Source organism: Pantoea sp. AG1095 (assembly GCF_003208415.1).
Lineage (GTDB): Bacteria > Pseudomonadota > Gammaproteobacteria > Enterobacterales > Enterobacteriaceae > Pantoea > Pantoea leporis.
On record NZ_QKMJ01000011.1, the window covers coordinates 64,861 to 78,921 of the forward strand.

At 59.3% G+C, this 14,061-nt stretch carries 9 protein-coding genes; 5 read left to right on the top strand and 4 right to left on the bottom strand.

What is annotated here, in order from left to right; all coding sequences use genetic code 11:
• The first annotated feature begins 175 nt into the window (after positions 1-175).
• From dacB to pmrB, 3 genes are read left to right on the top strand one after another with little or no spacing between them, the layout of a single operon-like run.
• Positions 176-1,609: a serine-type D-Ala-D-Ala carboxypeptidase gene (gene dacB / locus DEU53_RS19075; protein ID WP_110868069.1), complete on the top strand. Its 1,434-nt coding sequence runs from the start codon at positions 176-178 to the stop codon at positions 1,607-1,609.
• Positions 1,609-2,271, top strand: coding sequence for a two-component system response regulator PmrA (gene pmrA, locus DEU53_RS19080; protein WP_101762257.1), 663 nt, complete (start codon positions 1,609-1,611; stop codon positions 2,269-2,271). The genes dacB and pmrA overlap by 1 nt, the downstream gene beginning before the upstream one ends.
• Positions 2,268-3,329 (top strand): two-component system sensor histidine kinase PmrB, encoded by a 1,062-nt coding sequence (pmrB, locus tag DEU53_RS19085; RefSeq protein WP_101762258.1) that lies wholly within the window; start codon positions 2,268-2,270, stop codon positions 3,327-3,329. The genes pmrA and pmrB overlap by 4 nt, the downstream gene beginning before the upstream one ends.
• 6 nt (positions 3,330-3,335) lie before the next feature.
• On the opposite strand, the gene DEU53_RS19090 is transcribed toward pmrB, so the two are convergent.
• Complete coding sequence (locus DEU53_RS19090; protein WP_110868070.1) at positions 3,336-5,606, bottom strand: TonB-dependent siderophore receptor; 2,271 nt, start codon at positions 5,604-5,606, stop codon at positions 3,336-3,338.
• A gap of 259 nt (positions 5,607-5,865) precedes the next feature.
• Between DEU53_RS19090 and fes the strand changes: the two genes are divergently transcribed.
• Both fes and DEU53_RS19100 read left to right on the top strand, forming a co-directional pair.
• Entirely contained in the window at positions 5,866-7,095 is a 1,230-nt protein-coding gene (gene fes, locus DEU53_RS19095; RefSeq protein ID WP_110868071.1) for an enterochelin esterase, read from the top strand.
• Positions 7,080-10,991, top strand: coding sequence for an enterobactin synthase subunit F (locus DEU53_RS19100; RefSeq protein ID WP_110868072.1), 3,912 nt, complete (start codon positions 7,080-7,082; stop codon positions 10,989-10,991). Before fes ends, DEU53_RS19100 begins: the two co-directional genes overlap by 16 nt.
• A 202-nt stretch (positions 10,992-11,193) precedes the next feature.
• Here the strand turns inward: DEU53_RS19100 and DEU53_RS19105 are convergent, their stop codons facing one another.
• The 3 genes from DEU53_RS19105 to fepD are packed head-to-tail and all read right to left on the bottom strand — an operon-like array spanning position 11,194 to position 13,957.
• A complete protein-coding gene (locus DEU53_RS19105) occupies positions 11,194-11,991 on the bottom strand; it encodes an ATP-binding cassette domain-containing protein (protein ID WP_110868073.1) in 798 nt (265 codons plus the stop codon).
• The gene (gene fepG, locus DEU53_RS19110) at positions 11,988-12,971 is read right to left on the bottom strand and encodes an iron-enterobactin ABC transporter permease (RefSeq protein ID WP_101762263.1); all 984 of its coding nucleotides are present in this window, start codon (positions 12,969-12,971) and stop codon (positions 11,988-11,990) included. Before fepG ends, DEU53_RS19105 begins: the two co-directional genes overlap by 4 nt.
• Entirely contained in the window at positions 12,968-13,957 is a 990-nt protein-coding gene (gene fepD, locus DEU53_RS19115; RefSeq protein WP_101762264.1) for a Fe(3+)-siderophore ABC transporter permease, read from the bottom strand. The genes fepG and fepD overlap by 4 nt, the downstream gene beginning before the upstream one ends.
• Positions 13,958-14,061 lie beyond the last annotated feature (104 nt).

The following is a 14,061-nucleotide window of genomic DNA, read 5'->3' on the forward strand; positions in this document are numbered from 1 at the left end:
GCGCGTTACCTCTTTTCACAAGCAAAAGAAGCCTGACCCGGAAAGCTTTCCGGGTCAGGTTCGGTTTTGCATTTTGATACGTATTTTACCCCAGAGTTCACTGTGGGTCATCGTTTACTTTGCACCGTCCGGGGACGTAGTATTGACGCCCTCACCCGTCAGTTACCGCGAGATTATGCGATTTTCACGACTTGTTACCGGATTAACCTGTGCGTTTATGCTGCAGGCACAAGCAGCTCCCGTTGAAGAATACATGCAGTATTTGCCAGACGGCGCAAACCTGGCGCTGATGGTACAAAAAGTGGGCGCATCCACCCCGATAATCGATTATCACGGCAAACAGATGGCGTTACCGGCCAGCACCATGAAAGTGGTGACAGCGCTGGCGGCTTTACTAGAGCTCGGGCCCGATTTTCGTTTCCAGACCACCATGGAAACCAAAGGAGCGGTCAATGATGGCACCCTGAATGGCGATTTAGTGGCACGATTTGGCGGCGATCCTACGCTGAGCCGCCAGGATCTGCGCAACATGGTCACTGCGCTGAAAAAGCAGGGCATCACCCATATCAAGGGCAATCTGGTGATCGACACCTCGGTGTTCGCCAGCCACGATATGGCGCCAGGCTGGCCGTGGAACGATTTGACGCAGTGCTTCAGTGCGCCACCTGCAGCGGCCATCGTCGATAAAAACTGTTTCTCCGTGTCGCTGTATAGCGCCAATACACCGGGCGAAAACGCCTTTGTGCGTATCGCCTCCTATTATCCGGCCCACATGTTCAGTCAGGTGCGCACCATTGGCCGCAACAGCGGTGACGGACAATATTGCGAGCTGGATGTGGTACCAGGCGAGCTCAATCGTTACACCTTAACCGGCTGCATGCGTCAACGTTCAGAGCCGCTACCGCTGGCCTTTGCCGTGCAGGATGGTGCTGCGTGGGCCGGTGAGATACTTAAAGCCGAACTGCGCGCCACCGATATTGATTACAGCGGTCATCTGGTTCGCCAGGCGCAAGTGACGTCGCCGGGTACCGTGTTGGCTTCAACGCAATCAGCGCCGCTGCACACGCTGCTGCACACTATGCTGAAGAAGTCGGACAACATGATTGCCGACACCGTGTTCCGCACCATCGGCCATCATTACTTCAACGTGCCGGGCACCTTCCGCGCGGGTTCAGATGCGGTACGTCGTATTCTGCGCGAAAAAGCCGGGGTCGATCTCGGCAACAGCATTCAGGTTGATGGTTCCGGGCTGTCGCGTCATGACCTGATCGCGCCAGAGACCATGATGCAAGTGCTGCAATACATTGCGAAAAATGATTCGACGCTGAATTACATTTCGATGCTGCCGCTGGCCGGTTACGACGGCACGCTGCAATATCGCGGCGGTCTGCATGAAGCAGGGCTGGATGGCAAAGTCTCGGCGAAAACCGGTTCGCTGCAGGGCGTCTATAATCTGGCAGGATTCATCACCACCTCCAGCGGCGCGCGCGTAGCCTTTGTCCAGTTCCTGTCCGGTTACGCGGTACCGCCGGAAAATCAGAAAACGCGCCGCATTCCGCTGGTACGTTTTGAGAGCCGCCTCTATACGGATATCAACAAGAACAACTGATGAAACTGCTAATCGTTGAAGATGATGCGCTGTTGCAATCGGGCCTTGCGCAGGCGTTAAGCTCGCAAGGCTACGCCATCGACTGCGCCAGTACCGCCGCAGAGAGCAACGCGCTGCTGCGTAGCGGTCAGTACAGCCTGATCGTGCTCGATCTCGGCTTGCCGGATCGCGATGGAGCATCACTGCTGCGACAATGGCGACGTGACGGCATTGCGGTGCCGGTACTGATCCTCACGGCGCGCGATGCGCTGGAGGATCGCGTTGATGGTCTGGATGCCGGCGCTGACGATTATCTGGTGAAGCCGTTTGCATTGGTTGAACTGCAGGCACGCGTGCGGGCGCTCATCCGCCGTTATCAGGGCCACAGCGATAACCTGCTGCAACAGGGCGATCTGACACTCAATCTCAGTTCACAACAGGTTCTGCTGGAAGATCAGCCGCTGGAGATCACGCCCAAAGAGTTCGCACTGCTCACCCGCTTACTGATGCGCGTGGGGCAAAACGTACACCGCGAAACGCTGCAACAGGATCTCTACAGCTGGAATGACGATCCCGGCTCCAACACTCTCGAAGTTCACATCCACAATTTGCGTCGCAAGCTCGGGAAAGATCGCATAAAAACCGTGCGCGGCGTCGGTTACCGTCTGGAAATCCGCGAATGAACAGCATGCGTCAGCGGTTATTGATTATGCTGGCGCTGATTCTCCTCACCTGTCAGGTGATGAGCGCCATCTGGCTGTGGCATGAAAGCCGCGAGCAGATCAGTTTTTTAGTCAACGAAACGCTCTCCGCGCAGGCGCGTAACGATCGGGTAGAAAACGAGATCCGTGAAGCCATTGCCTCATTGTTGCTGCCTTCCTTAGTCATGGTCGCCCTCACCTTGCTGCTGTCGTTTTGGGCGATTAACTGGATTATTCGTCCGCTGAAATCGCTGCAGGACAGCCTTGCGCATCGTTCAGCGGATAATCTGACACCGTTGCCGATCTACTCCGAAATGGATGAGATCGTGGCGGTAACCACCTCGATCAACCAACTGTTTTCACGCCTCGATCACACGTTGCAGCAGGAACGCCTGTTCACTGCCGATGCGGCGCACGAGCTGCGCACGCCGCTGGCCGGATTGCGCCTGCATCTCGAGCTGCTCCACCAGCAGAACGTGCCGCAGAGCGAGATGCTAATTGAACGTATCGATCAGTTGATGCACACCGTGGAACAGTTGTTGATGTTATCGCGCGCCGGGCAAGCGCTGGCGGGCGGTCACTATCAGCAGTTGCAGTGGCAACAGGACATCATGCAGCCGCTGGAGCCAGAAATGACCGAGCTGTATCAACAGCGTCAGCAAATCCTGCACTGGCCGCAGAACGACGATGTGCCGCAGCAAGGTGAAGCGGTACTGCTGCGCCTGATGCTGCGCAATCTGCTGGAAAACGCCTCGCGCTACAGCCCGGAAGGCAGCGAAGTCGCGGTGAAGATGCAGCAGGACCAGCAGCAGGTGATCATCGAAGTGTGGGATCAGGGTCCCGGCATTGAAGCCGCCGCTGCGGAAGAGCTGACGCAGGCGTTTCGTCGTCGCGATCAGCGTTATGGCGGCAGCGGTTTGGGTTTGAATATCGTGCTGCGCATCGTGCAGATGCATCGCGGCAGGCTGGAGCTGGTGAACCGTGAAGATCGCAGCGGGCTGATTGCCCGCTGCTATTTACCGCATCAACTGATTGGCTAAGCGCCGTTAGAAGTGGGTATTCAGGCTCATAAAGTAAGTACGACCAGATTCGTTGTAGGTATTTGCACCCGCTCCATACAGATAAGAGTTGGTGTTGGCGTTACCGGTGGTTTGCGCATTACCTTCGCGATAGTGACGTTTATCGAACAGGTTATCGATGCCCACCGTGACGCTGGCGTACTTGTTGATATCGTAGGTACCGCTCATACCGATAATTGAGTAAGGACTCACTTTATCCGTTGCGCTGCCGGTCGAAAGATTCCCTTTGTAATCATACTTCTTCGGCGTCTGCGTGCCGTACCAGGTCAGCGTGGTTTGCAGCGACAGATCCTGCGTCGCCTGCCAGCTCAGCGTCGAATTCAGCGTGTATTCCGGAATCACCGATAAACGATCGCCGGTCTCTTTGTTCTTACTCTGCAGCATATAGGTGAAGTTGTTATTCCACATCACGCTGTCGGAGAACGGCACGTTGACGGTGCCTTCCAGCCCTTCCACCACCGCTTTCGGTACGTTTTCCCACTTATAAATATCCGTGGTGCCATTGGATGCTTTGCTCACAGGCGAGTAACCGGCTTCGATCTTGTTGCGATAATCGTTGCGGAACCAGGTTAAACCGGCCTGATAACCTTCGTGTTTCCACTCCAGACCAATCTCTTTGTTGATGCTGTTTTCCGCTTTCAGGTCGCTGTTACCCTGCAGATAACAGGCGCCGGTGCTGGCCGCACAACCCTGACCGTTGCTGTACAACAAGTAGTTCGGGTTGGTCTGATACAGGCTCGGCGCTTTATAGGCGCGACCAATCCCCATCTTCAGCGTGAAGTCATCGCCCAAACCTTGTGACAGGTTGAGCGACGGGCTCCAGTTATTGCCAACAATCGAGTGATGATCAAAACGCAGGCTTGGCGTCAGCATGGTGCTGTCGGTCAGCTCCATGTTGTCTTCCGCAAACAGCGAGAAAATCTCTGCCTGGGAATACGGGCTGCGACCGGTGTTATCGATGCCCGGCACCGCACCGTAGCTCGCCGCCTGCGTGTTGGAAGAGCCATCCTTCATGCGCTGCTGGTTCCATTCGGTACCCAGCGTCGCCGTTTGGTTAAACAGCAGCTCAAACGGAATGCTGACTTCGCTATGCAGCAGCACGTCATCCAGCTGAATGGTGTTGAAACCGCTGTTAGAGAAGATGCCTTCGGTGCCGCCGGCCAAACCTTCATTGATACGCGAGTTGCGGGTTTTCTCATAGCGCGCGTAGGTATTGGTGCTGACGCCGTTATCCCATGCGCCGGTCCATTTTAATGAGACGTTCTGGCGATACAGGCGGTTAGTTTCATCACCGTACAGGCTTTTCACAAGCGCGCTGGTGTTGGTGTTCTGCGTATCACCCGCATACAGGTTGCCCTGACGGCTGTAACCGGCCTGCAGCTCCAGCGTCTGCATTGGTGCAAACGCCCAGCTCAGCAAGGCATTGATATCTTTATTAACCGAACCTTCACGACCGGCCGGATAGCTGCCCGCATAGCTGCCGGTGCGCGCCGCCGCATGCCCTTCGTTGATGTCATAGGCATCGGCCTGGGTTTTGGCTAAACCACCGTACAAACGGAAGTTGAAATCATCGCCCAGCGGCCCTTCCAGACTGAAGTTAGTGCGCTTAGTGGCGCCTTCCGCTTTATGTTCCGGCACGTTGTAATAGGTATTCCAGGAACCGTGCCACTGCTGATCGGTCTGTTTTTTGGTGATGATATTCACCACACCGCCCGCCGCGCCGTTACCGTAACGCACCGCCGCCGGTCCACGAATCACGTCGATGTGATCGATCATCTCCGGCGGCACCCAGTTGGTGTCGCCACGCGTATCACGCTCGCCACGCCAGCCAAGGCGCACTGAGTTGCGGCTGGTGATCGGCATGCCGTCCACCATGATCAAGGTGTTTTCCGGGCCCATACCGCGAATGTCGATCTGGCGATTGTTTCCGCGCTGGCCGCTGGTGGAGTTGCCGGTCAGGTTAACGCCGGGCATGGTACGGATAATTTCGGACACATCACGCGCGGGCGGATGTTTTTTGATTTCGTCGGCGGTAATGGTTGAGACGCCCGGCGCTTGCAGGTTCTGCTGCTGCGCGGTGACCATCAAGGTGCCGCCGTCCATTGATTGTGCGTCAGTCGTGCTGGCTGAGGTTTTGCTGGAGGAAGTCTCTGCTGCCCAGGCGCTGCTGGAAAGCAGTGAGGCGCTGAGCCCCAGTTCAATCAGAATGGCTAACGATAACCGTGAGTAATTTTTCATTTTATACGTTCCTGGATGGCCAGCAAAAAGCCGTTGGATGCTTAACTGGCGAGCCGGTGAGAAGATCCCTGTCCATATCGCGCCCAGTTCCAGACCCTTCAAACCATCCGTAGCGCAACCTTACCGAACGGTAAGCATCTGGCGGAACAGGCGTGCTCATTTTTGAGCGCTGTCACCCTATTGCAAATGCAAATTATTATCAATAGTATTATTCATCAGGCTTATGTAAATCTCCGCGTAAACACCGACTGGCAGCCCTATGACCTGGCGAAATGATGTAACCGGCAGTGCAGCCTGGTGGCAGGCGCAACAATCCCAAGGCATTCCCCGCATTGAGTTAGCAGACGATGGCCAATGTCAGGTCACCTTCTTCTGGCGTGACACGCAAGGCGACGAGACGCAATCGTCGACCCAGCGCGTGTGGATTAACATTACCGGCGTGACCGATCACCATCAGCGCCGCCCGCCGCAGTCGTTAATGCGTGTGGCGGGCACCAACGTCTGGTATTGGCAGACCTCGCTGCCCGCCAACTGGCGCGGCAGTTACTGTTTGATGCCCGATGAACAGGCCACGGACTTCACTGGCGTTGCCGACATGTCCACGCTGCGCAACTGGTGGCGCGACAAATTTCCGACGGCGCAGGCCGATCCTTTGAACAGCTTACGTGGCTGGTCCGGTGGTCGCGGCATGGGCGTCTCGCCGCTGCATCTGCCTCACGCGCCCGATCAACAGCTGTGGCAAGCGGTGGATAACGGCACAGCGCCAACCATTGAACTGCAACAGCAGCAATGGGATAGCGCGCTATTAGGCAACAGCCGCAAGGTGTGGATTTACGCCACCGGCGCAGCCAATCCCGCACAGCGTCCGCTGGCCATCATGCTTGACGGGCAATTCTGGGCGCACAGCATGCCGATTGCCGGACCGCTGCAGCAGCTCACTGATGCCGGTTCTTTGCCGCCAGCGGTGTATCTGTTTATCGACATCATTGACCGCGAACACCGCAGCCGCGAGCTGCCGTGTAACGCGCAGTTTTGGCAAGCCATTCAGCAAGAACTGTTACCGCAAGTTGCACAATCAACGCCTTATCGCCAGCAGGCGGACAGTACCATCGTCGCCGGACAAAGCTTTGGCGGCCTGGCGTCGGTGTTTGCCGCGCTGCACTGGCCGGAAACCTTTGGCAACGCGCTCAGCTTATCGGGCTCCTTCTGGTGGCCGGAACGCGGCAATCCGCACGGCTGGCTGCTGCAGGCGCTGGATAACGGTCTTGCACCGCGTCAACCGCTGCGTTTCTGGCTCGAAGCGGGCAAACGCGAAGGCTTGATTCTGCAAGCTAATCAACAACTTCAACAGCAGCTTAGCGCTGCCGGCTATCAGGTGAATTACCTGCCGGTGGAAGGCGGCCATGACGCGCTCTGTTGGCGCGGCGGCCTGCTGAATGGCCTGCAAGCGCTGTGGAGCAAACCGGAGCATCCATGTCCGAATCCCTGATGAATAAGCCTATGACCGACCAACAAACCTTGCCGTTAGTCGCGGCACAGCCCGGCATCTGGATTGCCGATCAGCTGTCACCTCACCACAACGCTTACGCGGTGGCGCACTTTGTCGAACTGCGCGGTGAGATTGATAGCGCCCTGTTGGCGAAGGCGATCGTTGCGGGCATGCAGGAAGCCGACACGCTGAATATGGCCTTTGGTGAGGTGGAAGGCGAAGCGTTGCAGTGGCCGCAGCCACACGCCTTTAGCCTGCCGCAGATTGTCGATTTGCGCGCGGAGGCCGATGCGCCCGCCAAAGCGCGCGCGCTGATGCGTGACGACATGAATGGCGATCTGCGCGTATTGAGCGGCGCAAAGCTGTGGCATCACCGCCTGTTCCGTCTCGACGATCAGCATTGGTTTTGGTATCAGCGCTATCATCATTTGGTGGTGGATGGCTTCAGCTTTACCGCGCTGACGCGCCGCATCGCCAATCTCTACAGCGCGGCCGTACGTCAGCAAGCCGCTGAACCGACGCCGTTTATTCCGTTTAGCGAAGTGGTGGACGAGTATCAGCGCTACCGCGAATCCTCCTCTTTTGCGCGTGACAGCCAGTTCTGGCGCGAAAAAGGGGCGGCGCTGCCCTCACCGGCTTCGCTCTCGCCACTGCCGCTCGCCGGTCAACACGCCAGCACCGATCTGCTGCGCCATAGCGTTACGCTGGATCGCAGCACCTTCCAGAGGCTGGTGCAGCAGCATCCGCACGCCAGCGCGGCCGATCTCGCCTTTGCGCTGGTGGCGCTGTGGCTGGCGCGTCTCAGCGGGCAAAACGACTTTGCCGCTGGCTTCATCTTTATGCGCCGCATCGGCTCGGCCGCCTTGTGCGCCACCGGTCCGGTGATCAACGTATTGCCGATGGCAATCCATTACGATCCGACGCAGCCGATCGGCGCGCTCGCCGCGCAGCTGGCGGGCGAAGTGAAAAAGATTCGTCGTCATCAACGCTATGACGCCGAACAGGTGCAGCGCGATCTCGGCCGCCTCGGCGATGGCGATCCGCTGTACGGTCCGGTGATCAACCTGAAGATGTTTGACTACCAGCTCGATTTCGCTGGCGTGGAAGGCATCACCCATCAACTGGCGTCCGGGCCGGTGCGCGATCTGGAGATCGCCATTTACATCAGCGAGCACGGTGAACTGACGCTGGAGCTGCTGGCCAATGCCGAACGCTATAGCGAACAAACCTTGCAGCGTCATGCCAGCCGCTTTGCCCTGCTGCTCGATCAGCTGGCGCAACAGCCGCAGCGGCCGTGCGGCGAACTCGATCTGCTCACTGCCGAAGAGCATGCGCAGATTGCCGCGATCAACCAAACCGCCTATCCGCTGCCAGCAGAAACGCTGGCTTCCCTGTTAGCGCAGCAGGCGGCACGCACCCCCGATGCACCGGCGCTGGCCGATGCGCAGCATCAGCTTAGCTATCGCGCGATGCAACAGCAGGTGTTTGCGCTGGCCGCCGATCTCAGCGCCGCCGGCGTTCAGCGTGGCGATATTGTCGCCGTGGCGCTGCCGCGTTCGGTGCAGCTCTCCCTGGCGCTGCAGGCGATTGTTTCGCTCGGCGCTGCCTATTTGCCGCTCGACACCGGTTATCCGGATGACCGCTTACAGCTGATGCTGGAAGACGCCGCGCCAAAAACGCTGATCACCTGCGCAGCGCTCAGCGCGCGCTTCAGCGCCATCGCGTCGGTCAATCAGCTGCATTTTGATGTGCTGTATCACAATGCCCATGCACCGCAGCCGGCCAGCGCGCCGACGCCGCAGGATGGCGCCTACATTATTTACACCTCAGGTTCGACCGGTCGCCCTAAAGGCGTGCTGGTGGGGCATGAAGCCATCGTCAATCGCCTGTTGTGGATGCAGGATCGCTATCCGCTGCAAGCCGATGACGTGGTGCTGCAAAAAACCCCGAGCAGCTTCGACGTTTCGGTGTGGGAATTCTTCTGGCCGCTGCTGGTCGGTGCGCAGTTGGTGATGGCACCGCCAGAAGCCCATCGCGACCCGGAAGCGCTGCAGCAGCTGTTTGCCCGCTACCAAGTCACCACCACGCATTTCGTCCCCTCAATGCTGGCGGCCTTTGTCGCGGCGCTGGATGATCAACCGGCAATTGCCCGCTGCGCCAGCCTGCGTAACGTGTTCTGCAGCGGTGAAGCGCTGCCGACGGATTTATCGCGCGAGTGGGAAAAACTGACGCGCGTGCCGCTGCACAATCTTTATGGCCCAACCGAAGCGGCGGTGGATGTCAGCTGGTATCCGGCGTTTGGTGCTGCCCTGGCCGCCGTCGAAGGTGCCAGCGTGCCGATTGGTTTCCCGGTGTGGAATACCGGCCTGCGCATCCTTGATGCCCGCATGCAGCCGGTGCCGCCGGGCGTGGCGGGCGATCTCTACTTAACCGGCGTGCAGCTGGCGCATGGCTATCTCGGCCGTCCCGATCTTACTGCCAGCCGCTTTATCGCCGATCCTTTCATGCCCGGCGAGCGCATGTATCTCACCGGCGACGTAGCGCGCTGGCTGGATAACGGCGCAGTGGAATATCTCGGTCGCAGCGACGATCAGCTGAAGATTCGCGGTCAGCGTATCGAACTGAATGAGATCGATCATGTGCTCAGCGCGCAGCCCGGCATTGAGCAGGCGGTCACACACGCGGTGGTGCTTGGCGGCACGGCAGCGCAAGGTGATGCGCGTCAGCTGGTCGGTTACGTGATTGCCGGGCAGCCGGTTGATCGCGACGCGCTGCGTCAGGCGCTGGCGCAACGCTTGCCCGCGCATATGGTGCCGGTAGCCATTGTGCAGCTCGATGCCTTCCCGCTCAGCAGCAATGGCAAGCTGGATCGCAAAGCGCTGCCGTTGCCCGCATCCGCCAGCGCCCACACGGGACGGGCACCGCACGCTGGGCTGGAAACCACGCTGGCAAACGCTTTCTGTCAGCTGCTGGCGCGCGAGGAAATCAGCGCGCAGGATGACTTTTTCGCCCTCGGCGGCCATTCGCTGCTGGCGATGCGCTTAGCGGCGCAGCTGCGCCGTGAGCTGCAACAGCCGGTGTCGGTGGGACAAATCATGGTGGCCTCAACGGTGGAGAAGCTGGCAACGCTGCTCAGTGATACGCAATCCCATCAGCAAGCCGGTTTCGAAGCGGTGCTGCCGCTGCGTCAGGGCAACGGACCAACGCTGTTCTGCTTCCATCCGGCGTCAGGGTTTGCCTGGCAATTCAGCATCCTGCAGCGTTATCTCGATGAGCGCTGGTCGCTGGTCGGCATTCAGTCGCCGGATATCAGCAGCCCGCTGAACCAAAGCGCGCATCTGGATGACGTGTGCGACGCCCATCTGCAAACCCTGCGCGACGTGCAGCCGCACGGACCTTACTATTTCCTCGGCTATTCGCTTGGCGGCACCCTGGCGCAAGGCATTGCGGCCCGGCTGGAAGCGGCCGGTGAAGAGGTGGCGTTCCTCGGCCTGCTGGATACTTGGCCACCAGAAACGCAAAACTGGGATGAGAAACGCGGCGAGAACGTGCTGGATCCGGCGGTGCTGGAAGAGGTGAACCGCGAGCGCGAGCAGTTTATCGCCGCGCAGCGCCATCAGGCCGGTGAAGAGATGCGTGCGATGTTCGATACCATCGAGGCCAACTACGCCAGTTCGGTGCGCCTGCTGGCAACCGCACGCAGCGCGCGTTTCAACGGTCGCGCCACGCTGTTCCTCGCCGAACAGACGCAGCAGCCAGGACAAGATGCGCTCCGCGCCTGGGCACCGTATGTTGGTGAACTGGAAGTGTGGCCGATGGATTGCGCCCACGTGGAGATCATTTCACCGCAGATGTTTGAGCAGATTGGGCCGTTGTTGCAGCGGTTGTTGCAATAGCGATCTTTCCCTCACCCTAACCCTCTCCCGCAAGCGGGAAAGGGAACAATAAGGAGCCGTTGGCGGGAGAGGGAACAATCAGGAGTCGCTGGCGGGAGAGGGAATGTTTAGGTGGTAACGGGTGTAACATACAAGCTGGGTCGGCCCCTTCTCCCGCAAGCGTGAGAAGGCTGGGATGAGGGCCCGCGCGCACCGTGTTTAATTATCCCCCGCGCCCCAGCGGCACAATCATTGGCGTATGCGCCACCGGATCGTCCACAATCACGCAGCGCAAGCCATACACCTGCTCGATCAACGCGGGCGTCACGATCTCCGACGGCTTCCCTTCGGCAACAATCCTGCCGTCACGCATCGCAATCAAATGCGTGGCATAGCGACAAGCGTGATTAAGATCGTGCAGCACCACCACCAGCGTTCGCCCATGCTGTTGATTCAGCTCCTGCATCAATTCCAGCAGCTCAATTTGATGGGTGATATCCAGCCAGGTGGTCGGTTCGTCCAGCAGCAGCAGCGGCGTTTCCTGCGCCAGCACCATGGCAATCCACACGCGCTGACGCTGACCGCCCGATAACGTATCCACCGACTGCTGGGCCAAATCGGCCACGCCGGTGGCGCGCATCGCGTTCTGCACCGCCGCTTCATCTTCCGCACGCCAGCGTCCAAACAGCGCCTGATGCGGATAACGTCCGCGCGCCACCAGCTCGGTGACGCTGATGCCCGCCGGCGCGTTGGAACTTTGCGGCAGCAAACCCAAACGCCGCGCCACTTCTTTGGTGGGATAGCTGGCAATGGCCGCGCCATCCAGCAACACCTCACCTTTTAACGGCGTATGCAGGCGACTCAACGTGCGCAGCAGCGTCGATTTTCCGCAGGCGTTAGGGCCGATAATCACCGTCAGCTCACCTTGCGGAATCGTCACTGACAGATTCTCTGCCACCACCTTTTTGTCATAGCCCAGCGTCAGGCTATCGCCGCGCAGACGTGAAGGGATATCGGTCATTGGCGTCGCGCCTCCCGCACCAGTAAAGCAATCAGATAAAGTCCACCGAGAATGACGGTTATCACGCCAACCGGTAATTGATATGGCAGGAACAGATGCTGTGCGGCGAAGTCTGCAGCAATCAATAACAGCGCACCGCACAGCGCCGCCAGCGGCAAGGCACCTTTAACGCCGCCGCCAAGACGACGGGCAATCTGCGGCGCCAGCAGCGCGACAAACGAAATCGGCCCGACCAGCGCGGTTGACGCCGCCGTGAGCACCACGCCAATCAGCATCAGCCACATGCGGCTGCGCTCCACCGGCACGCCAAGCGCGCAGGCGGTATCGTCGCCCATCTCTAGCAAACGCATCCGCCGCGCCAGCAGCGCCATCAACAGTAACGCCAGCAGCAGCACCGCAATCACTGGCGGCGTTTTTGCCCAGGTAATGCCGTTGAGCGATCCGGCGCTCCACAAGCCCGCACTCAGCGCCGACTCCAGCGAGGCGCTGATAATCAGCCAGGAATTCAACGCCATCAGCAGCGCGCGCACGCTGATGCCGACGATAATCAGGCGGAAGGTCTCTACGCCGTTGCGCCAGGCAAACAGATAGACCAGCGCCGCCGTGGCGATGCCGCCAATCAACGCTGCGCCGGTCATCGCCGTGACGCTTTGATTAAATAGCACCAGCGCCACCAGCACGCCGCTGTAAGCGCCGGTGTTGAAACCGAGAATGTCCGGGCTGCCAAGCGGATTACGCAGCAGCGACTGGAAAATCGCGCCGCTGATGCCTAACGCCGCACCAATCAGCAGCGCCATTAGCACGCGCGGCAAGCGCCATTCCAGCACGATCAGTTTGACGTTGCTGGCGCCCTGCCCGAGCAGAATTTGCCAGATTTGATCACTGCTGATCTGCAATGCACCGCGCGTCATCGCCAGATAAGCCAGCAGAGCGCAGGCGCACAGCAGCCAAAGCGTATGTAACCCGACACGACGCGTCATAGTGCACCCCGGCCCAATTTACGGCGCACCAGCACAATCAGCATCGGCGCACCGAGCATCGCCGTGACGATGGAAACCCGCAGCTCACCCGCCACCAGCAGGCGGCCAAGGATATCGGCGGCGAGCAGCAAAATCGGCGTGATTAACGCGGTCGCAGGCAGCATCCAGCGGTGATCGTTGCCCACCAGCCAGCGGGCAAAGTGCGGCGTCATTAAACCGACAAAGGCAATCGGGCCCACCGCCGCGGTGGCTGCGCCGCACAGCAGCGCAATCGCCAGCAGGCCCAGCAGTTGGGTGCGCGCCACCCGCGTGCCGAGCGCGGTCGCCATGTCGCCGCCCATACTTAAACTGTTCAGCGCCTGCGATAGCGCAATGGCGACCACACTGCCGAGCAGCACCGCCGGGAACAGCGTGCGCAGCGTAGTGAAATTGCGAATATCCAGCGAGCCGCTGTGCCAGAAGCGCAGATGATCGTAAATATCGGGATTGAGCAGCGACAGGCCAGAGGTTAATCCTTCCAGCACCGCGCCCAGCGCCACGCCGGCCAGCGTCAGACGCACCGGATTGACGCGTCCGCCGCCAATCGCGCCGGTCATCGCCACCAGCACGGACGCCAGCAGCGCGCCGCCAAAGGCGAAGCCGAGCCAATCCACCGGCGAGTCAGCACCGAACAGCGCAATGCCAATTACCACCGCGAAACCTGCTCCGGCGTTGACGCCAAGAATGCCGGGATCGGCCAGCGGATTGCGCGTCAGGCTCTGCATCAACGCACCAGCGAGGCCGAGCGCCACGCCCGCCAGCAAACCGGCCAGCGTACGCGGCAGGCGCGCATCACGCACAATGACGCACTCCGCGCTGTGACAGGAGGTGGTAAGCGAATGATAAACATCGGGAAGCGGTATTGATTTTGCCCCCAGCATTAAGCTGAGCGCAATGAGGAGCAAGAGCAGAATCCCTGAGCCTGCTAATGCACGAATCTGGCGCATAGCGTTCTAAACCTTCACTGTTCAACGTCGTCGCATGCGCGATGTAACTTGATAATGGTTATCGTTATTACTCGCGTTTAGCTATGTTACCATGACTCGCCTCG

What these genes read in the sequence shown, in the direction of transcription:
- fepG (WP_101762263.1), bottom strand. Translation starts at nt 12,971, where the DNA reads ATGACGCGTCGTGTCGGGTTACATACGCTTTGGCTGCTGTGCGCCTGC.
- pmrB (WP_101762258.1), top strand. Translation starts at nt 2,268, where the DNA reads ATGAACAGCATGCGTCAGCGGTTATTGATTATGCTGGCGCTGATTCTC.
- fes (WP_110868071.1), top strand. Translation starts at nt 5,866, where the DNA reads ATGACCTGGCGAAATGATGTAACCGGCAGTGCAGCCTGGTGGCAGGCG.
- fepD (WP_101762264.1), bottom strand. Translation starts at nt 13,957, where the DNA reads ATGCGCCAGATTCGTGCATTAGCAGGCTCAGGGATTCTGCTCTTGCTC.
- DEU53_RS19100 (WP_110868072.1), top strand. Translation starts at nt 7,080, where the DNA reads ATGTCCGAATCCCTGATGAATAAGCCTATGACCGACCAACAAACCTTG.
- DEU53_RS19090 (WP_110868070.1), bottom strand. Translation starts at nt 5,606, where the DNA reads ATGAAAAATTACTCACGGTTATCGTTAGCCATTCTGATTGAACTGGGG.
- pmrA (WP_101762257.1), top strand. Translation starts at nt 1,609, where the DNA reads ATGAAACTGCTAATCGTTGAAGATGATGCGCTGTTGCAATCGGGCCTT.
- dacB (WP_110868069.1), top strand. Translation starts at nt 176, where the DNA reads ATGCGATTTTCACGACTTGTTACCGGATTAACCTGTGCGTTTATGCTG.
- DEU53_RS19105 (WP_110868073.1), bottom strand. Translation starts at nt 11,991, where the DNA reads ATGACCGATATCCCTTCACGTCTGCGCGGCGATAGCCTGACGCTGGGC.